This window comes from Bacillus benzoevorans (assembly GCF_014207535.1).
Taxonomy (GTDB): domain Bacteria; phylum Bacillota; class Bacilli; order Bacillales; family Cytobacillaceae; genus Bacillus_BD; species Bacillus_BD benzoevorans.
In genome coordinates this window covers 87,077-110,540 of record NZ_JACHGK010000010.1, presented here as the reverse complement: position 1 = coordinate 110,540, position 23,464 = coordinate 87,077, and the positions used below count along the sequence as shown (strand labels likewise).

Annotated in this window: 17 protein-coding genes; 2 read left to right on the top strand and 15 right to left on the bottom strand. The window is 39.8% G+C overall.

Translation table 11 applies throughout. From position 1 onward, the window contains the following. Window positions 1-133: 133 nt before the first annotated feature. From HNR53_RS14270 to HNR53_RS14235, 8 genes are all read right to left on the bottom strand, one after another. Window positions 134-1,732, bottom strand: a complete 1,599-nt coding sequence (locus tag HNR53_RS14270; RefSeq protein WP_184527125.1) for an acyl CoA:acetate/3-ketoacid CoA transferase — start codon at window positions 1,730-1,732, stop codon at window positions 134-136. Between the two features lie 80 nt (window positions 1,733-1,812). Continuing rightward, entirely contained in the window at window positions 1,813-3,033 is a 1,221-nt protein-coding gene (locus HNR53_RS14265) for a thiolase family protein (RefSeq protein ID WP_184527123.1), read from the bottom strand. Between the two features lie 187 nt (window positions 3,034-3,220). After that, window positions 3,221-4,000, bottom strand: a complete 780-nt coding sequence (locus HNR53_RS14260) for an enoyl-CoA hydratase/isomerase family protein (RefSeq protein ID WP_184527263.1) — start codon at window positions 3,998-4,000, stop codon at window positions 3,221-3,223. Between the two features lie 17 nt (window positions 4,001-4,017). Further along, window positions 4,018-4,905 carry a 3-hydroxyacyl-CoA dehydrogenase family protein gene (locus HNR53_RS14255; protein ID WP_184527122.1) on the bottom strand — a complete coding sequence of 296 codons (888 nt, stop codon included), beginning with the start codon at window positions 4,903-4,905 and terminating at the stop codon, window positions 4,018-4,020. 247 nt (window positions 4,906-5,152) lie between these two features. Beyond that, window positions 5,153-6,037 carry a phenylacetic acid degradation operon negative regulatory protein PaaX gene (paaX, locus tag HNR53_RS14250; RefSeq protein WP_184527120.1) on the bottom strand — a complete coding sequence of 295 codons (885 nt, stop codon included), beginning with the start codon at window positions 6,035-6,037 and terminating at the stop codon, window positions 5,153-5,155. A gap of 18 nt (window positions 6,038-6,055) precedes the next feature. Next, window positions 6,056-6,478 (bottom strand): acyl-CoA thioesterase, encoded by a 423-nt coding sequence (locus HNR53_RS14245; RefSeq protein ID WP_184527117.1) that lies wholly within the window; start codon window positions 6,476-6,478, stop codon window positions 6,056-6,058. A gap of 31 nt (window positions 6,479-6,509) precedes the next feature. Then, the gene (locus HNR53_RS14240; RefSeq protein ID WP_184527261.1) at window positions 6,510-8,075 is read right to left on the bottom strand and encodes a class I adenylate-forming enzyme family protein; all 1,566 of its coding nucleotides are present in this window, start codon (window positions 8,073-8,075) and stop codon (window positions 6,510-6,512) included. A 270-nt stretch (window positions 8,076-8,345) separates the two neighbouring features. After that, window positions 8,346-10,535, bottom strand: a complete 2,190-nt coding sequence (locus tag HNR53_RS14235; RefSeq protein WP_184527115.1) for a helix-turn-helix domain-containing protein — start codon at window positions 10,533-10,535, stop codon at window positions 8,346-8,348. 396 nt (window positions 10,536-10,931) lie between these two features. On the opposite strand from HNR53_RS14235, the gene HNR53_RS14230 reads away from it, so the two are divergent. After that, the gene (locus HNR53_RS14230; protein ID WP_246439579.1) at window positions 10,932-11,861 is read left to right on the top strand and encodes a LysR family transcriptional regulator; all 930 of its coding nucleotides are present in this window, start codon (window positions 10,932-10,934) and stop codon (window positions 11,859-11,861) included. A gap of 238 nt (window positions 11,862-12,099) precedes the next feature. Here HNR53_RS14230 and HNR53_RS14225 read toward each other — a convergent pair whose 3' ends face one another. The 7 genes from HNR53_RS14225 to HNR53_RS14195 all read right to left on the bottom strand — a co-directional run bounded on the left by HNR53_RS14225 (window position 12,100) and on the right by HNR53_RS14195 (window position 22,453). After that, window positions 12,100-14,184: a (Fe-S)-binding protein gene (locus HNR53_RS14225; protein ID WP_184527113.1), complete on the bottom strand. Its 2,085-nt coding sequence runs from the start codon at window positions 14,182-14,184 to the stop codon at window positions 12,100-12,102. A 142-nt stretch (window positions 14,185-14,326) separates the two neighbouring features. After that, complete coding sequence (locus tag HNR53_RS14220; RefSeq protein ID WP_184527111.1) at window positions 14,327-15,310, bottom strand: electron transfer flavoprotein subunit alpha/FixB family protein; 984 nt, start codon at window positions 15,308-15,310, stop codon at window positions 14,327-14,329. 93 nt (window positions 15,311-15,403) lie between these two features. Next, on the bottom strand, window positions 15,404-16,174 hold the full coding sequence (locus HNR53_RS14215) for an electron transfer flavoprotein subunit beta/FixA family protein (protein WP_184527109.1): 771 nt from the start codon (window positions 16,172-16,174) through the stop codon (window positions 15,404-15,406). Window positions 16,175-16,304: 130 nt separating this feature from the next. Then, window positions 16,305-17,441: an acyl-CoA dehydrogenase family protein gene (locus HNR53_RS14210; RefSeq protein ID WP_184527107.1), complete on the bottom strand. Its 1,137-nt coding sequence runs from the start codon at window positions 17,439-17,441 to the stop codon at window positions 16,305-16,307. 188 nt (window positions 17,442-17,629) lie between these two features. Beyond that, entirely contained in the window at window positions 17,630-18,985 is a 1,356-nt protein-coding gene (locus tag HNR53_RS14205; RefSeq protein WP_184527105.1) for an MFS transporter, read from the bottom strand. 358 nt (window positions 18,986-19,343) lie between these two features. Continuing rightward, a complete protein-coding gene (gene ptsP / locus HNR53_RS14200) occupies window positions 19,344-21,056 on the bottom strand; it encodes a phosphoenolpyruvate--protein phosphotransferase (RefSeq protein WP_184527257.1) in 1,713 nt (570 codons plus the stop codon). A 191-nt stretch (window positions 21,057-21,247) separates the two neighbouring features. Further along, window positions 21,248-22,453: an acetate kinase gene (locus HNR53_RS14195; protein ID WP_184527104.1), complete on the bottom strand. Its 1,206-nt coding sequence runs from the start codon at window positions 22,451-22,453 to the stop codon at window positions 21,248-21,250. 401 nt (window positions 22,454-22,854) lie between these two features. Here HNR53_RS14195 and HNR53_RS14190 point away from each other — a divergent pair, with 401 nt between their 5' ends. Next, a complete protein-coding gene (locus HNR53_RS14190) occupies window positions 22,855-23,313 on the top strand; it encodes a YndM family protein (protein ID WP_184527102.1) in 459 nt (152 codons plus the stop codon). The last annotated feature ends 151 nt before the right edge of the window (window positions 23,314-23,464 follow it).

Here is a 23,464-nt window from a genome sequence, read left to right as displayed (position 1 = left end):
AAGAGCGAAAGGGAAAGAAACAGTATCCTCTCAGTAAATCTGCAAGTATTGTTCAGGCCTAATTTCTCACTTACAGCACCGAGAAATTAGGCCTTTTTTATATTTGGATTTCCTTAACGTTGTAAAAGCATGGTCAAATCATATTCTGTAAAACTTTATTATTTCTTTTTGCATCTATCATTTCTTTTAGTCCGCCCCATTGTTCTTGGAAGATCCTTGGATCCATCATTTTCAAATCCTCAGCAATTAGTGGTTTAAAGTCCATCCAGGCAAGAATGTCTTTTTCTAAATCTAGCCCCGGAGCCATTTCTATTAATCTTAATCTGCCATCAATGACATCAAAGACTGCTCTTTCCGTGACATATAAAACGGGAATACCCGCTTTGGAGGCATACTCTCCACTAAAGGTAATCTGCTCTACTTCGTTAACTATTTTTTTACCTCTGCCATGGTCTAATATCACCATTTGCTTATCTTCAAACTTTTCTTTCGACCCGACCGTAAACTGACCCATGAATACGACCTTTTTAGAAGATTGACTAATATTAATAAATCCTCCCGGCCCAACGACTTTAGGACCAAATTGGCTGACATTGACATTCCCATATTGATCAAGCTGGGCTAATCCTAAAAATGCTGTGTCAAGTCCGCCGCCATCGTAGAAATCGAACATCGCTTCATGATTGATGATGGCGTCCGGATTATAGGAGCCGCCAAAATCAAAACCACTGGCAGGAACTCCTCCGAAAATACCAAACTCTACTGTTAAGGTCATTTCATCTGAAACTCCTTCTTCCGCGGCAACGTTTGAAACGAATGCCGGCATTCCGACACCTAAATTGACAATAGAGCTCGGCGACAATTCCATAGCGGCACGTCTAGCAATGATCTTTTTTGCATTTAATTCAACTGGTTTTATGGAGCCAAGCGGCACCCTTAATTCTCCTGAAAGGGCAGGGTCATAATGCCGTGCCATTGTTTGGAAGTGATATTCTGGATTTTTTGAAACGACAATATAGTCTACCATGACACCAGGTACCCGAACTTTTTTCGGATCAAGAGCTCCGGCCTCGGCAATATTTTCCACCTGTGCGATGACAATCCCGCCATTATTTCTCGCTGCCGTTGCCAGCGGCAAAATTTCAAAATTAGCCGCTTCATGCTCTGTCGTAATATTCCCATTTTCGTCGGCTGTTGTTCCGCGGATTAAAGCAACATTCACAGCAAAATTCGGATAATGAAGCCATTCTTCGCCATTTAATTCAACGACATTAATTAAGTCTTCCGTCGTAATCGAGTTTGCTTTAGCCCCTTGTATCCTTGGATCGACAAATGTACCTAAACCAACCTTGGTAATGACTCCCGGCTTTTTTCCTGCCGTTGAGCGCCAAATTTGCGTCATAACCCCTTGCGGGAACAGATATCCTTCCACTTTTCCTTCCGCAATAAAGCTTGCCATGCGGTGGGAGAAGCCGGCATGGCCGGAAATCACTCGTTTTACTAAACCATCATAGGCAAGATGGTCCATCCCTCTTCCTTCTGAGTTTATCCCGATTCCTGAGCCATTGATAAAAGTAATATTTTTCGGATTCCCTTCTTCGTTAAAACGATTGCCAATGCCAACAATCAGCTCTTCAGGCAGCCCGGCTAAACCGGAAGAAGCAGTAGTGGCGACAACATCATAATCTTTTATTAGTTTTGCAGCTTGTTCAAGTGAAATGATTTTACTCAATGCGTTCCCTCCCTCTTTTTGCAAAACTCACAAAATATATCGTGATTAGTTTTTTTACACTAACCACGATAGTTTGAACTTTACGCATTCGGATTTTTAATTAATAGAGCGATTCCCATGCCGCCGCCAATACAGGCACTGGCAATCCCGTATTTAGCCTTTCTTTCGATAAGTTCGTACATTAAGGAAATCGTAATCCTGGTGCCGCTCATTCCCAGCGGGTGACCAAGCGCTACGGCGCCGCCATTCACATTAATCCGGTCATATAACGGACTGTCTAAATACATGTCTAACTCTTTCATACATCCAAGCATTTGACCTGCAAACGCCTCATTGATTTCATATAGATCAATGTCTTCTTTCGCCATACCCGTTTTCTCTAGCAGCTTGCGAATCGCAAATACCGGCCCAAGCCCCATCACAGATGGGTCCAATCCTGCCACAGCAAAATCCACGATTTCCGCCATTGGAGCGAGTCCTAACTCATTTGCTTTTTCTTCTGACATGACAACGACGGCTGCCCCGCCATCATTTAATCCTGATGCATTCCCTGCTGTAACCGAACCTTCTTTTTCAAAAGCTGGTCTTAGTTTAGCAAGAGCTTCTAACGTCGTATGTGGTTTTGGATGCTCATCTTTATCCATAATGGTGACAGCACCTTTTCTTCCTTTGATTTCTACCGGAATAATTTCTCTCTCAAATCTGCCGCGCTCTATCGCTGATTTTGTTCTCATTTGGCTGTTGTAGGCAAATAGATCCTGATCTTCCCGCGAAATTTCATATCTTTTCACCACATTTTCTGCTGTGTTCCCCATATGCATAATTGGGTATTGCGGATAGGGCTGGCAATTATGATGATATTTTGTATTCGCATCCCGTAATTCCTGGTTGCCCATTTTGAAACCATCGTAACGAACTTCTAATGGAAGATAGTAAGGTGCTCTTGATAAACTTTCCGCGCCGCCCGCTACAACAATTTCAGAGTTTCCACTCATAATATCTTGCGTTGCATTTACAATGGATTGAATACCCGAGCCGCAAATCCGGTTAAGTGTATAGCCTGGGACATGGTCTAAACCGGCAAGCATCGCTGCATTCCTGCCTAAGTTTGGTGCATCTCCGGATGATTCCACATGACCAAATACCACATCGTTGACAAGGTGAGGATCAAGGTTATTTGAACGTTTTAATGCTTCTTTAATCGCTGTTGCCGCTAATTCTTCTACCGGAACCGTTTTTAGTCCTCCTAAAAATGCTCCGACAGCTGTTCTAGCTCCACTTGTAATCACTACTTTACCCATTATCGCCACTCCTCTTTATCATTAATTCGCTATTAAATGCTCAATCATTTCATCTAGTATGACTGTTTTTCAATAAGGTGATTTAGACTGATTTAGACTTCAGAGCCATAAGCCGCTCTTGAATAGAAGACCTCTTACCTTCTATTCAGGAGCGTCCTATGTAAGTAAGACGCTCCGCATTTTTCTGTTACTTGCCCCTATAATTGGGCTTTCTTTTTTCAGTAAAAGCCACTAATCCTTCTTTACCGTCTTCTGTGGCAAAAGCCGTATTGAAACTTGCAGACTCAATGATTAATCCGGATTCGATATCTGTATTGCCTCCAGTATTGACAGCAAGTTTCACCATTTGTAACGCAATTGGCGGTTGTTTCGCTAACTTTTTAGCCAATTCCTTTGCAGCAGACAGCGCTTCACCTACTGGAACCACTTTATTGACGATATGCCAGTTCAATGCTTGTTCTGCTGTAAACATATCGCCTGTAAATAGCAGTTCTTTTATAAGACCTTGTCCGACAATTTTTTGTAAGCGTTGTGTACCGCCGCCCCCGGGAATGATTCCAAGACCTACTTCAGGGAAAGCAAATTTAGCGTTTTCTGACGCAATACGCAGGTCACACGCTAAGGCAAGTTCAAGACCGCCGCCAAGTGCCAGACCATTAAGAGCGGCAATAACAGGCTTCGTGGAATTCTCTACTTTTTTGAACATATTGCGTGAAACTTTATTATTCTTAACGACAGTAACCAGATCAGCACCTGCCATTTCATTAATATCCGCTCCGGCAACGAACGCTTTTTCACCTGCTCCAGTTATCACAACCACATGAACATCATCATTTGCGTCTAATTCATCAAATACACGTGATAATTCTTGATACACTTGAGCATTTAAAGCATTTACCGGGGCACGGTTAATCGTAACAACCGCCACTTTGTTTTCTACTTCAACTAATAAGTATTCGTAATTCATTTTATTAACTAGTAAACTCATTTTGTCACCGCCTCTTTCTTAGCTGGTTCTTGGTTGTAATCATAGAATCCAGCGCCTGTTTTCTTGCCAAAACGGCCAGCTCTAATCATATTTTTCAATAATAGCGGCGGTGCCCAGCGATTATCAGCAAATTCCTTTTGGAAATATTCCATGACATGGAAGCCGATATCAACTCCGGCATAATCTTGCAATTCGAAAGAACCCATTGGGTGATTTAAACCATAACGCATCGCTTTATCGATATCTTCTTTAGTAGCGATTCCTTCTTCCAAAACTTTTATCGCCTCAATAAATTGCGGAATCATAATCCGGTTTACGATAAATCCTGGAACGTCCTTTTTCACTTCAACAACTTCTTTTCTTAACACTGCAGATACTTCTTTCAGTGCAGCAACGGTTTCATCGCTTGTACTTAGTCCACGAACAACTTCAACTAGTTTCATCACCTGTGCAGGATTAAAGAAGTGCATCCCGGCAATGCGATCCGGACGTTTTGTTGCCGCAGCAATCTCCGTGATGGATAAGGAAGATGTATTGGTTGCTAAAATAACATCCTCTCTTACGATTTCATCAAGCTGGGAAAATACAGATTGTTTTAATTCCATATCTTCAAGAACCGCTTCAACCACTAAATCAACGTCTTTTAAATCTTGTAAATCTGTTGTTGGTGTAATACGGGCAAGTACTTCTTGTTTAGCTTCTTCTGTCATTTTTCCTTTTTGCACACTTTTACTCATAAACTTATTAATACGGTCTAATCCACCTTGTACAAAACGTTCTTCAATATCACGCAACACGACATTATATCCATTTAATGCAAACACATTTGCAATTCCAGCTCCCATTGAACCTGCGCCAACTACTCCGACTGTTTTAATAGCCATTATTATCTCTCCTCTTTATTTGATTATTTTTAATATTTACAATTTTATTGTAGTCGCTTACAGGAAACGGCGAAATCTACACTATATAGGAAAAACAAAGAATTTTTCATCTGTTTTGATGGATGATGAGCGCTTTTTATCAAGAACATTTCAAGGTTCTGCTTCGCTCATTTCTTAAAGGGCAAAAAAATAAGACTATCCATAAAATAGATAGCCTTGCCCTCATAAAGATATAATCCGGAAGTATTCAGCCAATCCCGCTCAACAAAGGATATGCTTCCGAATTATAGTCCTTGTCTTTCTTTCGTAAATCATTTTCTTCCTGGAAGACAGCTTCAAAGAAACGATTGGAGGGTGCTGCAAGTATTTTATAATATTGATGAAATAATAGCGCAGCATGACTGCCACTCCAGCGCTCAGGCAATAATTCTTTAGGAAGAAAAGGATCAATCAAAAGAAACTTGCGATAATCATGAACCAGATGTGCCCTTTCTATAAAACACTCTTCATCCGACATTTCACCATTTTGCATCATACTTTGATGAATGATGTATTTTTTACTGTATAAGTTAATAAAGTCCTCATATTTTACCGCAATTTCCTGTAGTGGCCAGCATTTTTCAACAAGACTAAAGGGTGATTGCGGTACGACATTCTCTGAAAGAAAAAGATGAACATCTTCTTCTAATTGATATTTACGAATGAAAAGGGTTACTTCATTTTTCAAGTTATTCGGAGATATCCAGCAGCCATTCGATAAATTCCCAAAACCATTCCATTGCAGCTCTTTTCTTAACTCATCACGTACTTGCCTTTTTTCCTCAGGAAGATGATACACAATCACGCACCACTGTCCATCCCATTTATGGTTCTGCAGCCTAGTGATTCTTCCCGCTGATTCATCAAATCGACTCATCCCCCTATCTGTCAGCCGATAATAACTCTTATTTCCTCTTTTTTCTGATTGGAGCAGCCCTTGTTTCATCATCCGAGAGACGGCAACACGAACTACTTGTTCCTTATGTCCAAAGACCTTCAATAATTGGATTAGGCTTCCAATCCATATATCATTCCCATAATGACGTATATAATCACCATAAACTGTTAAAATCATCGATTGTGTGTTACTCATTTTATTCACTCTTTCTGTTTAAACGGAGGCCGTGGTACTTTTAATCGCCTTTCTCACGCTATCCGGAATGGAGATCGCTTTCAATTTTGCACCGTTTAAGCTGGCCCACGCACGAATTTCATATCCTTCCGCAACGATTTGACCCTCTTTTAGAAAAGTATGGTTCACAATAACTACTTTATTTCTTACTTCTGACATAGTCGAAGCCACCGTTACTTGGTCACCAAACAATAAAGGTGATTTAAATACACATTTTGCTTCTACAAGCGGAATCCCTATCTTGTCATTTTCAAACAACTTCGTTGTGGGATGCCCTATTTTTGAAAAATAATGATGCGAAGCTTCATCCATCCAAGCATAAAAAGAGGGGTAAAATACAATTCCTGCAGCATCTGTTTCTCCCCAACGGACTTGAAAGCGATATTCTACGGTTTTATTCATGTGATTCCTCCTCCAAATTCCAAATATCCATCTATCGAAGTGTTTCATCCATTTTCTCTTTCAATACCCCTTCAAGGAGCGCTTTTTGAATCTTTCCACTGGCTGTCATCGGCAATCTGTCAAGAAAAACAACCCGATCCGGAATTTTATAATCAGCTACTTTATCCTTAATAAAGGCCTTCATCGATTCTTCGTCTTCTAAATGGCCTGGTTTTAATTTAATCACGGCACAAGAAATTTCTCCCAATACCGTATCCGGCAGCCCAACAATAGCAATCTCTAAAATACTAGGATGTTTGTAATAGATTTCTTCCATTTCACGAGGATAAATATTATATCCCCCCCGAATAATCATTTCTTTTTTTCGGCCAATAATCTGAATGTACCCCTTTTCATCTATGCTTACTAAATCACCGGTATAGAACCAGCCTTCCTGATCGATGGCTTCCCTTGTCTGTTCAAGGTTTTGATAGTAACCTTTTGTAATTCCGGGTCCTCTTAATGCTAATTCTCCAACCTCACCAGCCGGGACAATCCTTCTGTGCATATCCACAACCTTCACTTCTGAACCGGGGAGCACTCTTCCAACTGTAATCGAGCGAATATAGTCCTCATCTGCAAAAGATGTAGCTGTAATCGATGCCGTTGATTCAGTCAGCCCATAAAACACCATAATGTCACAGCCCATAACATTACGAATCCTTCTCACAATTTCTTCAGGACATGGTGCAGCAGCAATAATGCCCGTTCGTAAGGAGGATAAATCAAATTCAGTAAATTTTGGATGGTTTAACTCAAGAATGAACATTGTCGGAACACCATGATGAACCGAAATCTTTTCTTGTTCGATTATTTCTAACGCATGAATCGCCTTATAATTTTCCATAAAGACAATTTTCGCCCCAACAGCGATCGCCGACATAATTCCTGGAGCCATTCCAAATACATGAAAGACGGGTACAGCGATAAGAAAAACATCATCTGCAGTGCACATTAATTTCTCATTCGATGCTTCAGCAGAGTAAATAAAATTTTGGTGCGTTAACATCGCCCCCTTAGGTCTGCCGGTTGTTCCAGAGGTATAAAGAATGGAGAATACATCTTCAACCGGGTTGATGGCGATTTTTGGACAGGGCACTTTTTCTCCGATTTTCAACAAGTCTTGAAAGGAAGGATATCCTTCCTTGTTAAAGCGGACAGTAAATATGTGTTCCAAGGAGGACTGATTGCCGTCACTTTTTAGATAATATTGAAAGAATTCTACATGTCCAAAACCTTCTGTAACAAATACCGCTTTTGCTTTCGCATTTTCTAGGATATACAACAACTCTTCACTGCGATAGCGTGTATTACACGGAACTAAAATCGCACCTAATGAAGCCAAGGCAAAATAAATGGAAACAAACTCATTCCAATTGGGGAGACAAACCATTACTCTGTCTCCTTTTTGAATTCCTTTTTGTGCTAGTCCGGAGGCCATTACATAAACTTCATCATATAATTGTCTGTATGTAACGCGGGTATACCCGTCAAAAAGCACTTCTTTCTCAGGATTCATTTGATAAGCCCGTTCCAATACTTCATGGATGTTCATCATCTTATTCACATGCTTTCCTCCCAATCCATTAATCCTGGCAATCTTGCAAATATCAAGAGACATATGAGTAGTTCGTAACCAGATTCATCATCCGCACATCATGTAATGTATCCCTTTTCAATTTGTCAAACATTTATAATTTTCTGTATTTTTAGTATAGATGAGTAAATTTCATTTCTGTATCTACACCATGATGGAATTATTGTTGCCATTTACCACATTTCGGAGGAAGGAATGTTCATGCCATTCATTACAATCAGAATTTCGCCCTTACCTGTATAGGTCATATAATTTATAAGCGATCATTAAATTAAAACGAGATTCCGAATCATTGATATCGATATCAAGTAAATCGGCAATTTTTTCAAGCCGGTAAAGAAGTGAGCTTCGGTGAATATATAATTCCTCTGCCGTATCTTTAATACTTCCATTATGTTCGAGATAAACGCGCAATGTTTGGAATAGATCCATACTTTTCCCTTCCGAGTACTGAAGCAGCGGAGCAAGATGCTTTTGAATGAACAGATCGGCTATTTGCGGGTCCTTTAACTGATGTAATACCGTATAGGATCCTAATTCATCAAATAGGGCAAAACCAATATCATGAAAACGGATCGTCACTACATTTAAAGCCTTCAATGCCTGAATATACCCTACATAGTAATCACTTAATTTTTCTGTTTTTCCGCCAACCGCCAAATACGCCTGACAATGACCGCTGATCATTTCCATGCAGGTTCTGATATATTGATATAATTTAGACCAATATACTTTTGGCCGGTTCTCCTCGATATCAATAGGAGCAAGAAGGACCCATGCCCCATCTTTATTGGCCATTCGCACTTCCGGATTACGGTGTGCAATCTTAACCTTTAACTGTTCCCAAACGAGAGATTTTTGTGCATCTATTTCCAATATATTCATGTCCTCATCATGTATGGACAGAGAGAGTACAGCTACTCGATGCGGACGAAATAGATCCCAATTAAATAGATTGGCATATTGAATAATACTTTCTTGATCCTCTAGTTTCTCTGCCAGCAGTTTATTCATAAAACTATCCTTAACCTGCTCTCTCGCATCCAACACCAACTTTTGTTTAATAAATTGGAGAGAATAAATATTTCTCGCTAGATTAATGCCCAAACGATAATAATCATCCATTTCATCTTTTGTCGTATCGACTGCTAAATACCCTAATAAACCTCCACCGCCGTGAATGGACCAAGTCTCTAGCCTTATATCATTATTCTGTTCGGATGAAAACCAAGATCCGATAGGCTGGTGATGTTGAATAATTTTATAGGTGGCCAGTTCTACAAGCTGGTGCAGTTTTGTCTCATTCATTTCATAAAGCTTGAATGAAAGAGGTCTCAGAAAACGGTCTAATAGAATAACAGTGGTCGAAAAAAGATTGCTTAAGGTGCCTGTAATTCCATCAAAATTATTTCCTTCAATGGTTTCCTTTACAAGTGATTGTTGATATTCAAGTAAAAAATGCAGTTTTTGTTTATGGTCTTTTTCATGTCTATATAAGCGGGCATTTTCTAGGATGACTGCGACATGATTTGATAGGAATAATAACGTTTCCAAATCCTCTTGCGTAAAGGTGCCATTGTTTCTCTTTTCCAAATGTAAAACACCGATTGTTTTTGAGTTGATGACTAAAGGAATTGTTAATTGCTGCTCTCCAGGAGTTTTCAGGCAGGGAAAGTACTGTTTTAAATCTTCACTGTTATCCACTTTAATCTTATGTGCCCGCTCCATGATGCCGTAAGCGGGAGGTTGATAGATTAAACCATTTTCTTTTTCATCATATGAATACATACAAGCAAAACCAGCACTGGCTAATTTTCCAGCCCCTTTTACCAGCTTTGCTACCTTAACTTCAACAGATGAATCTAATGACAAGTTTTGATTCATCCATTCAACTGCTGACATCCTGCTTTTTTCTAATTCTCTTTGTCTGGATAGAGTAATGGCTGTGGCAGCATCTTTTCCAAACTCATCAAAAATGGTCTCCATTTCCCGTATTAATGTAACGGGACGAAAATACCCTATGGTACAAAATCCTAAAGAATCGGAATCATCGGTTAATGGCACCGTAAACCAAGTTTGCATCCCTTCATTTATACATAGTCTTGTAAACATACACGAGGCAGCCCTCGAATCATCACTAAACATCAAACTTCTTTCAAACAGAAGAGGGTTACATTGATCGATCCTAATAGGAAAGATTTCCTTTAAGTTTGTAGAAAGGCCGCTCCATACTTTTGAAACCAAAGAATCGCTTTCCTTAGTTATAATGCCGATAAAGTCACAGGAAAGCTGTGAACAAACAGAATCAGCTAGAAATTGCAGGGTTTCTTTTTGCGTATCAAATTGATTCAACTGTCGTGTGGTCCTTCGCAGGCGGCTCCCTATCTTCCTTACTGCTTCTTCCTTCTTCAATAGTTCCATCGCTGCATCTCCCTTCGTATACTTGCTTTTCTATTATTTAATTAAGTGAAATCTTTTTAACGATCACATAATGTTTTAGATATGAAATTGAAGTATCATCGTCATGCTCTCAAGACAATTAATTTATATTCTCATTATCACACGACCTATTTTTTTATTGAAATACCTTTTAAAAATCAAGAAAATAACCAAATGGTTATCGTGAGCATAGGTAGAATTTACAATAAATTTATTTTCTATTCTTATTTTTCTAAAAATACTGTAAAATAATAAGTGAATTTATCATAAATTGTCGCATTATCGGTTCTGCTTCATCCTTATTGTAAATAAAAAATAATAAAAACTATTCCGAATTGGAATACTAATCATAACTAGAAAGCTATATGAGGGAATTATATGTATATGTCAAATCATATATCAAGTAAATATTTACGGGCTCTTGTTGAGCAGGGCAACTTTTCTAACGCGGCTAGAGCACTATTTATATCGCAGCCTTATTTAAGTAAATTTATCAAGAAATTAGAAGATGAATTGGGACTTGAATTAATTAATAGAAATGGAACTCCTATTACACTTACCTATGCCGGAGAGCGGTATTTAGCTTATATGGATAAAATGGACGAAATCTATTTAAATATGATCCATGAAATGCAATCCATTAACAAAATGAAGAAAGGCCGATTAAAACTTGGGATTAACCCTATTTTAGGCTCCCATACCCTCTATAATTTATTGCCACAATATATTTCGACATATCCCGGTATCGAAATTGCTTTAGTGGAAGAAGCCTCTAATGTCATCGAACAATCATTATTGCAGCGTGAAATTGATATTTGTTTAAATATGCTGCCTATTTTTAATCCTGCTATAATGTACGAAAGATTATATGAGGAAAACATATTACTCGTGGTGCCAAAAGGACATAGATATTATCGTCCAGGGCAGGGCAGCAGTATAGTAGATTTCCCTTTGGATACTCACAGTTTGACGGGAGAAAAGTTTATTCTCACTAAACAGGGGTATGGCAGTTTAAGAAGAATAACAGATGAAATTTTTTATAACTATTCCATTAAACCTAGTATTCTCTTAGAGACAACCAATATTGAAAATGCTTATCGTATAGCGAATAGCGGAGTCGGTTTAACGTTCATTCCAGAGGTAATCCTGAAAAATAATCTGCCTTCCGAATCAAATTACTATACAATTGGTAAGCCGACCTTTAAATATAGTGTCGTGGTGGCTTATAAAAAAGGCGAGGCATTATCAGCTCCTGCATTAGCCTTTCTTAATATGGCAAAGGAAAACTATAAAGAAGACTTCCATTAGCGGGGGTTTTCTTCATCCTCCGCTAATAGTTAGTCGCACTTATCGGACCGTTACGGGCAGTTAATCTCCCATCTGCCTTCTTTGAATGCTCAGAAACTTGAGATGGGAGTCTTACTGCCCGTTAAGTGTGGGGCAAAGCGATTTATGATTAATAGAAACCTATTATTATTTAACCCGGATCATGTATCATTTTGTGATCCACGGTCCGGGTTGTTCAGTTTCTATTTCTCTAGCTCATTTAAATGATTGATCTTTCAAGAATTTCTACAACATCCAATGTTTGTACCTTTTCTTCTGCTTCTTTTGCTTTAGTACCATCACTGATCATCGTTAAGCAGTATGGACATCCTGTGCTGATAATGGTTGCATGGGTTTCAAGAAGCTGCTCGGTTCTTGCTAAATTAATACGGGTTCCCTGATTTTCTTCCATCCACATTAGCCCCCCGCCGGCACCGCAGCACATTGCGTTTTCTCGGTTCCGCTCAGGCTCTGCCACCCTCACACCCGGAATCGCTTTTAAGATTTCCCGAGGTGCATCATACACGCCATTGTAGCGGCCTAAATAACACGAATCATGATACGTTATCACTTCGTTCAGCGTATTTTTTGGTGTTAACTTTCCTTCTTTAATTAACTTTTCTAATAGTTGTGTATGATGATAAACCTCTGCTTCTAAACCAAACTCGGGATATTCATTTTTGATTGTATTAAAAGCATGCGGGTCCATCGTGACAATTTTCTTCACATCATACTTTTTAAAGGTTTCAATATTTGCATTTGCCAGCTCCTGGTATAAAAACTCATTTCCAAGACGACGTGGTGTATCCCCGGAGTTTTTTTCCTCATTCCCTAAGATCGCCACCCTCACTCCCGCTTTATGTAACAGACGGGCGAAGGATTGGGTAAGCTTTTGACTTCGATTATCATATGAGCCCATTGATCCGACAAAGAACAGATAATCAAACTCTTCTCCTGTTTTTTTCAATTCTTTTGCTGTTGGAATTGTTATCTCTTCCTCTAATGCATCACGCCAATTTGCGCGTTCCTTGCGATTCATCCCCCATGGATTTCCTTGCCGCTCGATATTGGTCAGCGCACGCTGGGCATCCGGATTCATTTTTCCTTCTGTTAAAACAAGGTAACGGCGCAAATCAATAATTTTATCGACATGCTCATTCATAACAGGACATTGATCCTCACAGTTACGGCAAGTGGTACATGCCCAAATCTCTTCTTCTGTAATGATATCTCCTATTAAATTAACTTCTTCAAGCGTTGCCGCAACTTCCTGAGCAGCGCTGCCCGCTATAGCCAATTGATTGGCTTTTGTGTTTTTAAAAGCAAAAGCTGGTGCCCATGGCTGTCTGGAAGTGACTGTTGCTCCCTTTTCCGTTAAATGATTTCTCATCTTAACGATCAAATCCATCGGAGATAACGTTTTTCCCGTTCCTGCAGCCGGACACATATTTGTGCATCTGCCGCATTCCGCACATGCATACAAATCAAGCAGCTGATGCTGAGTAAAATTCTCAATTTTTCCGACACCGAATTCTTCCGCTGTCTCATCTTCAAAGTCAATCTTCTTTAATTTCCCGGCATGCCCGCTTTTTTTGAAAAAGATATTAACCATGGCAAATAACTCATGGAATTGCTTTGACTGCGGTACAAACACCAGAAATGAGAATACGGTTAACATATGCACCCACCAAAATACGTAGAACAACAATGTTCCTGCTGTCGTTCCGATTCCGGCAAACAAAGCGGCAATGACTCCAGAGAATGGAGCGTAAAGCAAATCCGCTTCATTCCTGAGCATAATGGATTCAAATGCTAATGAAAGCAGGATCGACAGGGTCAATGTGAATAAGGCGATATAAACAAAGGCTGCTTTCCCATCACGCTTCCATTGCAATCGTTTTAGCTTTTCTCCGTAACGACGGTAAAACCCATATATGACAGCTAACAACATCAGGAAGACAGCCCACTCCTGGATCAAGCTGAAATATTTATGCCCTTCCCCAAAAGGAAATTCATAGCCTTTACTAAATCCCTTAATAATCAGTTCGATAAGACCTACTTGAATGATAAAAAAAGTATAGAATAATACTAAATGCATTAAACCGCTTTTCCTGTCTTTAAATAATTTGGCATGACCGAAGCCGTTGATTACTATCAGATTGATTCGTTCTTTCAGGTTTGGTTCAAACTCAGCCTTTTTGCCAAGCTTGATAAATAAATACCTAGTGTATACAAGATTGATAAATAAATATACTGCATATCCAGCCACAGCCAGGAAAGCAAGTACATTCAGAAATGATAACATACCCCTCATCCCCCATAGTTGATTCTTCATCATTTTCCTGTTGCTGGGACCCTATCATCCTATTGATTATATTTTTCAACAATGATAACCCCTTACAAGTAAATAGGAGGAAACAAAAAACAGCTCCCTCCCGCCTAAAACATTAGACTGCTGTACCAACTGTCAATTTTTTGAATTCCTCCGTCAGCAGCGGCACGACTTCAAATAAATCGCCGACAATTCCATAATCTGCTACATTGAAAATTGAGGCTTCCGGATCTTTATTAATGGCCACAATTACTTTTGAGTTAGACATACCTGCTACATGCTGAATCGCACCAGAGATTCCGCAGGCAATATACAGATCAGGTGTTACCACTTTTCCAGTCTGGCCAATTTGTAAGGCATAGTCACTGTATCCAGCGTCACAAGCACCACGAGACGCTCCAACTGCACCGCCTAGCACATCGGCAAGTTCCTGCAGCACTTTAAATCCGTCTTCGTTCTTCACCCCACGTCCCCCGGAAACGATAACCTTCGCTTCTGAAAGATCTACTCCACCTGCAGCCTTACGAACAACCTCTTTCACAATGGTTCGCAGAGCTTTTATTTCAACGTTGACAGTTGATACTGATCCTGTCCGTGATTCATCTTTTTCTAAAGCAGCGATATTATTCGGCCGGATTGTCGCTAAAACTAATCCTTCCTTTATAACTACTTTCTCAAACGCTTTGCCTGAGTAAATCGGACGGGTAAATACATATTCTCCGCCATTGTTTTCGACACTGACAGCATCTGATACTAATCCCGAATTCAATTTTGCTGCGATTCGCGGTGCAATATCTTTTCCAATCGCTGTATGTCCTAAAATCATTCCCTCTGGATTTTCACTTTGGATGATTTGCATCACTGCTTGGGTAAATCCATCAGGAGTAAAGGCTTGTAAAGCACTATTTTCCGCGATGATCACCCGATCTGCACCATATTGAATGAATTGTTCAGCATGGCGGCCAGCGTCGGCACCCAGTAATAATCCGACAATTTCCCCGCCAGCTGCTAGTTTCTTCCCTGCGGCAATTGCTTCAAGAGAGACTTGACGGAGCTCCCCTTGACGCAGTTCCCCTACTACTAATACTTTTTTTACCATCTCTATTTCCTCCCCTGATAAGTTCGTTCCTCGTACAAATGAATTTACAATCATCGCTTAATACTAGAAATATGAGATTTCTACTGAATAAAGTTAAATAACTTTGGCATCATTTTGTAATAGTGATGCCAGCTCATTTACTTGCTGGGAGTTGTCTCCTTGCAGAATCTTCCCTTCTCCTTTTGCCGGCGGTAAGAAGATATCGATGACGTTCGTTTTTCCTTTTACATCGTCTTCATCTATATCCAAATCATCTAAGTCTAATTTTTCAAGCGGCTTTTTCTTTGCCTTCATAATTCCAGGTAATGACGGATAGCGCGGTTCATTTAAGCCTTGCTGGCAAGTCACTAATAGTGGAAGCTCTGTTTCAACGATTTCCACATCCCCTTCGACATCACGCTCAATGATCGTTTTATCTCCATCAATAGTAAGCTTCGTAATCGTTGTTACCGCGGAAATTCCCAGTGCTTCAGCTAGTCTCGGTCCAACCTGACCGGAACTTCCATCTACGGTTACATTTCCTGCTAAAATAATATCCGCATTTTTATCTTTCAGATAAGCGCTTAATATTGCCGCTGCAGAGAAGGCATCTCCCTCTTCTACGTCCTCATCATTAATGAGAACCGCTTTGTCGGCACCCATCGCAAGAGCTGTGCGAAGTTCCTTTTCCGCTTCCTCTTCTCCGACAGTCACAACTGTCACTTCTCCACCATGCTCTTCACGTATTTTAAGGGCTTCTTCAACCGCATATTCATCATAAGGATTGATAATAAACTCCGCTCCATCTTCTTGGATCTTTCCATTTTTAAGCGTAATTTTTTCTTCTGTATCAAAAGTGCGTTTCATTACTACAAAAATATTCATCTTTCTACTCCTTTTCAGCTGGTCTTATTTATATAGCCCCTCATTTTGTATAGTTTGAGTACGATCTAGAACCCTTTAAAGATATTTGAATGATTATTTTAAATAGTCAGATATTTACAGCCGTGATATATTAATCTTGTAAAATATCCTTTGCAATAACGACACGTTGGATTTGATTCGTCCCTTCGTAAATTTGCATGATTTTAGCATCACGGAAATATTTTTCAACCGCATACTCACGAATATATCCATAACCGCCATGGATTTGCACTGCATCTGCGGCAACCTTTAAGGCTGTATCCGATGCAAAACACTTCGCGAAGGATGAGATTTTTGTATTTGGTGTCCCCTGCTGTACGTACCATACGGCCTTTTGCACAAGTAAACGTGAAGCTTCAATCTCCATTGCCATGTCCGCAAGCATAAATTGGATTCCTTGGAAGTTAGAAATGGGCTGTCCAAACTGCTTTCTTTCCTTTGCATAGTTAACCGCTTCCTCATATGCTCCTTGGGCAATACCTAACGCTTGAGCCCCTACCATTGGGCGTGCGTAGGATAATGCTTTCATGAAAATCTTAAAGCCATCCCCTTCTTCGCCAAGACGATTGGCAACGGGAACACGTACTTCTTCAAATGTAACGGAAGCCGTATTGGAAGAACGCAGCCCCATTTTCTTTTCGTGCGGTCCTACACTAACCCCTTCTGATTCTCGATCGACAATGAGTGCCACGAACCTTTTGGAACCCTCTGAATCCTTTAATTTCGCTAATACGGTATAGTAATTCGCATAGCTTGCATTGGTAATAAAACATTTTTCTCCATTTAAAACGTATTCGTCCCCTACCCGCTCTGCGGTTGTCTTTAAACTAGCTACATCACTGCCTGCTGAAGGTTCAGTCAGAGCAAAAGCGGAGAAGCCGCCACTAGAAATAATGCCAAAATATTTCTTTTTTTGTTCCTCCGTCCCCCCTACAAGGATCGGATAGGATGCCAAGGAATTGGCTTCTACAGATGTGGTTACTCCTGCACATCCCCGCGCAAGCTCTTCTACAATTAAAGCATGTGAAATCTTATCGACTCCCGGACCGCCAAATTGCTCTGGAACCGCAAAATTATATAATCCTACTTCCCTTAATTTGTTATGGATCTCAAATGGGAATTCTTCCTTTTCATCATACTCTCTGGCTTGAGGGATAATTTCCTGATTCACAAAATCCCTTGTCATCGTTTTAATAGCTAACTGATCCTCATCTAATGAAAAATTCATTTCTTCCACCGCCTAATTTAACTTATGTCTAAATATTAGTATCTTTATTTTCAAAAACACACCTACACGGTGTACGAATATTTTAAATATTTTCATTATTTATGAACTAAAAATCTTTTATGAACAGGAAAAAGAGAGCCGGCATCATGATCAGCTCTCTTTTTACTTTTCCAATTTTTATCATCGTATCAAGAATTAGCCGCTTTTCCGGATTGAACGGGCTGCTTTTCACTAACAGCATAATAAGCATATTTTTCTTGAACTAATAGAACAGCAATTGAACCTATGACACCAGCAATAGCAATGACCATGAAGTTCATTTGCACAGTTAGATTTAACGCCATAAGCATCCCAATCAAAGTTGGAGATACAATTCCGCCTATGCGGCCAAAAGCCATCATGACACCTACACCTGTCGATCTCATTTCCGGTGGATAGTACTGTGCAGCAAGCGGGAACATTAAACAATGCATCCCTATTGATGCCGCACCGATAATAGCTACAAGGACATAAGCTAATACGATGTTTTCTGTTACAGAAATAAACACAAGAGCAATGGAACCCAAAAGGTATAGGGGAACTAGAACCTTCTTAAATCCATATTTCTCCATCAGAGCGCCTCCAGCAATCACAGCAATAATGGCTCCTACATTTAGCACAGCTAAAAATAGTAAGCTAGAATCTAATTGATAACCAGCTTGCATCATGAGTTTTGTCAACCATGTATTCATCGCATAAATCAGGATAAAGCAGCAGAATGATGTGATCCAAAGCATAAGTGTAGTAAATCCGCGTTTATTGCTAAATAGGGAGCCAATAGATGATTTCTGTTGTTTCTGTACAGCAATCTTTTCAAAAATGATGGAATCATCCAAGCTATGATTCGGAATGGCTTTTTTAAGAATGGTTCTTATTTTCTCCTGTTTATCTTGTCTAGCAAGAACTTGCAGAGATTCAGGGATTGATTTTAAGAGGAAAGGCATGATGAGAAGCATGATTCCTGCTAACCAATAAAGCGGCTGCCATCCCATTGTGCCAATAATCGATTTACCTACCAGCGCCACAGTCATCGATCCTACGGAATACCCACAAAACACAATCGCAATCATCGCATTTCTCATTTTCTTTGGAGCAAACTCTGTTGTTAACGCTACGACATTTGGCATAACTCCGCCAAGTCCAAGTCCTGCAATCACACGACATGCCGTAAACATCCCCGGGTCATTTGCAAAGCCTGCTAATACTGTAAATACGCTGAAAATTAACACGCTTATCATTGTCACTTTCTTTGGTCCTATCTTATCCGCCATCAGACCGAATATGAATGCCCCTGCAACGGTACCCATTACAGTATAACTGCCAATCGCACCTGCTTCTACCGGAGTAAGTGACCACTCTTCCATCAAAATGGGAACAACAGCACCATAAATGGCCGTGTCATAGCCATCAAAAATAATGATGACAAAAAGCCAAAACAGCAGATTAAAATGGTAGCGATTAAATATTCCTTTGTCATAAATTTCATTGGCATTGAGTGTTTTCAAAAAAAATTACCCCCTGACGAATTTTGTGTTCAAAATATTCTGAAAATAAACTAAAAAAATTAATTACCCCTTTGGTTTCTTCATATTCTCCTCCATACTTTAAAGATATTTTCACTTTACATTTTCTTCATAGAAATTCCATCATAAATAATGATGGAAAACAGAGATTGTTTTTCAACAAAAGGTAGATTGTATTTATCGCAATTTTCTGATAGATTTGATTACTTAAAGTTTTATATTTTCACCTAACTTACGTGTACAAAAAAGAATCCTTTACGAAAGGATCCTTCCAATGATCATTGGGTACAACGGCGCTGTCTCCTGAAGACGAACAAATGTCCATTTTCGGTGCCAGGCACTACTTTACCGCTGCCGTAATAGCGGCTTTGACTTCTGTTGTTGTGCTCATATTTAATACGTTTTGTGCCAGTTCTTTCATTTCAGATTTGTTTAGACGTTTGATTAGGGAGCGGGCTTTTAGGATGGATGTGGCGCTCATGGAAAATTCGTCTAATCCCAGACCGAGTAATACTGGGATGGCGGTTTCGTCCCCTGCCATCTCTCCGCACATGCCTGCCCATTTTCCTTCTTTATGGGCTGCATCAATGACCATCTTCACCAGACGGAGAATCGATGGGCTGTATGGCTGATACAGATAAGAAACTTGTTCATTCATGCGGTCTGCTGCCATGGTATATTGAATCAAATCATTTGTCCCGATACTAAAGAAATCTACTTCCTTCGCAAATTGATCAGCCAGGATCGCTGTAGCTGGAATCTCCACCATAATGCCCAATTCAATCGATTCAGAAAAGGCAATACCTTCAGCAGAAAGCTTTTGTTTTTCTTCCTCAAGAATCGCTTTAGCCTGGCGGAATTCATCAAGTGTCGCAATCATCGGGAACATGATTTTCAGATTCCCGGCAGTGCTGGCTCTGAGCAGGGCTTTTAATTGAGTACGAAAAATATCCTGTTCTTCTAAGCATAAGCGGATGGCACGGAAGCCTAAAAAGGGATTTATTTCTTTTGGTAAGCTCAAATATGGCAGTTCTTTATCCCCGCCAATATCAAGCGTACGGACGACAACCGGTTTTCCATTCATTCCTTCTACTACTGACTTATAGGCTTCGTATTGCTCATCTTCTGTTGGAAGATGTTCTCTTCCCATGTACAAGAATTCTGTCCGGTACAGACCTACGCCTTCACCGCCATTATTAATAGCACCCTTCACATCATTCGGTGTCCCGATATTAGCCGCTAATTCAACATGATGACCGTCAGCAGATACGGTCTTTTCATTTACAAGCTTAGCCCATTCCGCTTTTTGCGCTGCAAAATCTGCCTTTTTCTTTTCATATTGTGCCACAATCTCTTCCGTTGGATTGATAATGACTTCACCGCTGATTCCATCGACAATAACTAAATCTCCATGATTGATTCTTTCTGTGGCAACTTTTGTACCGACTACTGCCGGAATCTCAAGTGTTCTGGCCATGATTGCAGAATGGGAGGTTCTGCCGCCAATATCTGTCGTAAACCCTTTTACAAACTGTCTGTTTAATTGTGCAGTATCCGATGGAGTTAAATCCTTGGCCACAATAATAACTTCTTCTGAAATCATGCCTGGATTGACGAGCTCCACACCTAATAGATGGGAAAGCACCCGTTTCGTTACATCACGAATATCCGCTGCACGTTCTCTCATATATTCATTATCCATTTGTTCAAACATACTAATAAACCTGTCTGAAGTACACTGCAAGGCATACTCCGCATTGATTTGCTGAGACTTAACGGTTTCCTCAACGGCATTTATTAATTCCAGGTCACTTAATACAAGCAAATGCGCATCAAAAATAGCTGCATTGTCCTTACCCAGCTTGATTTTTGTCGCGTCATGTATTTTTTTTATTTCTTGTTTAGATTTAGCAATGGCAGCCCGAAAGCGTTCAATTTCCTGAGCAAAATCCTCAATCATTTTTACTCCGAAAAAAAGGGCAGGTTCAGCTAAACAATACGCTTTGGCAATGGCAATATCACCCGAAGCAGCTATTCCGTTCAATGTACTTATTTTAGTAATTTCCCCCATCCCCTTATTAACAAATTACCAGTCTTTATTACTCCATATTATTATGGAGTAATAGACTTTTCAAACATTTCTTCATCAGCCTTCATGCCTAATATTTATTTATCAAGTCTACAAAGAAAAGCTGACCCTTGAGGCAGCTTTTAGCCGCTTCTCGGATCAGCTCTATTTGTGATTTAAACCAAAACTAATAATTCATTACAAATTTTTTGAACATCTCTGGCAATCATGATCTCCTCATTCGTTGGAATCGTCATGACCTGTACAGGAGAGTGCGGATAGCTAATCATCATTTCACCGCTGGCAATTTGGTTTTGATCGACATCCCAATAAACACCCATATATTCTAATCCATTTAATACCCTTGCACGAATGGTTGCGCTGTTTTCGCCAATTCCTGCTGTAAAGATAATCGCATCTACTCCATTCATTCTTGCAGAGTAGGATCCAATATATTGCTGAATACGACCTGCGAAAATATCAAGGGCAAGCTCCGCACGCTCATCCCCCTGCTCTGCTTTTACTTCAATGTCTCTCAAATCACTTGAAAAGCCGGATATACCTAATAAGCCGCTCTCTTTATTTAACATCGTTAGCACTTCATCTACACTTTTTCCGGTTTTCATCATGACAAATGGAATGATGGCCGGATCGATACTGCCTGATCTCGTTCCCATTACCACACCCTCAAGCGGTGTAAAGCCCATGGAAGTATCAATGGATTTGCCGCCCTCAATCGCTGCGATGCTGGCACCATTTCCTAAGTGGCATGAAATAATTCGCAGACGTTCAATCGGCTTCCCTAATAAATCAGCAGCACGCTGCGAGACATAATTATGGGACGTACCGTGAAATCCATATTTTCGAATGCCATATTCCTGATAATACTGATAAGGCAAACTATATAAGTAAGAGCTCTCCGGCATCGTTTGATGGAAGGCCGTATCAAAAACCATCACCGATGGCACATTTCCTAAAATGCGCTGAAAAGCTTTGATTCCTAAGATATTAGCTGGATTATGCAGAGGAGCCAATTCAGCCAAAGGTTTCAATTTCATTAACGCCTCTTCTGTTACAAGTGTGGATTCTTTAAAAAGTTCACCACCGTGTGTAACACGATGTCCTACTCCGTCTATTTCAGAAAAAGATTGGATAATTCGATAATCAATTAATTTTTTCAGCAGGATTTGCACCGCTTCTTCATGATTCGAAATTTCCCGAGTCTCTTTTTTCTTTTCACCTGCAACAGTAATGGTAAAAATAGAATTTGGCAATCCGATTCTTTCAACCAATCCTTTAGTAATGATCGTTTCTTCCGGCATATTGATTAATTGAAATTTTAGAGACGAACTTCCAGCATTAATGGCGATAATTTTTGACATCCTTTTCTCCTCTTTTCCTTCCATTTTTCAAAAAAACAAATAGGTATGGATCGATTCAAAACAACAATTGATTTCATAAAGTTTGTATAATATTTCACATAACGCTATCGTAACATAATTATATCTCAATACCTTTAAACAATTGTGAAGAAATACGCAAACTTTCTTCTTCCGGAAATCCCGCCTGAAAGTAACTTGAAAGAAGCATATATAAATTACGTTAAAAGTCGTTATGCAGTCTGCTTACGGCAAAAGGATGTATCTTTATTTGATGAATAACACAAATTAAGCATAAGTTTAACAACAATCTATCTGCTTCTGACTGTATCATTTCGTCATTTGGACGCTGAGAAAAAATTCAGTTTACTCTTGGAAGCTGTATTTTATAGGAGGAATTCATCATGAAACACCTATGGGCCTTACTGATCAAATTTGCAGCGATCGGAACGGTATTGTTTTCGATTTATGGCATATTCGATCCAGCCATGACGGTTCTATTGATTATGACTGGCATCACTACCTTTGTTACGTACTTTCTCGGCGATATGGTCGTTCTTCCGAAACTCGGTAACTTTATGGCAATCGCCGGAGATCTTGTTCTTAGTTTTCTACTTGTTTGGGGCATGAGCTTTTTATTTCTCGATACCACGTTTAACCGGGTAACTGCGGGTGTGATCTCTGCCGCATCTATTACAGCTATCGAAGTGCTTTTCCATCTATATGTGAAGAGACATATTTTCACCAACTCCGCAGAAAGCTATATCCCTGCCGTTTCCCGCAATGATGGCTACGCCACTGAGTTTTCCGAAGAGATGAATGATCTAAAGAAAACTCAGCAAAATGAAAACGGGCAGAGTTAATACCTTTCTTTTCAATCAAGAGAATACTGCACGGTTTCGTGTCGTGTTCTCTTGAACATGGCAAAATGTTTTGGAAAAACCATTCTCTTTTTCAGTAAGGAATTAAGATATATATCTTGAAAAAGACATTCCAAAAGATATAATCTGAAAT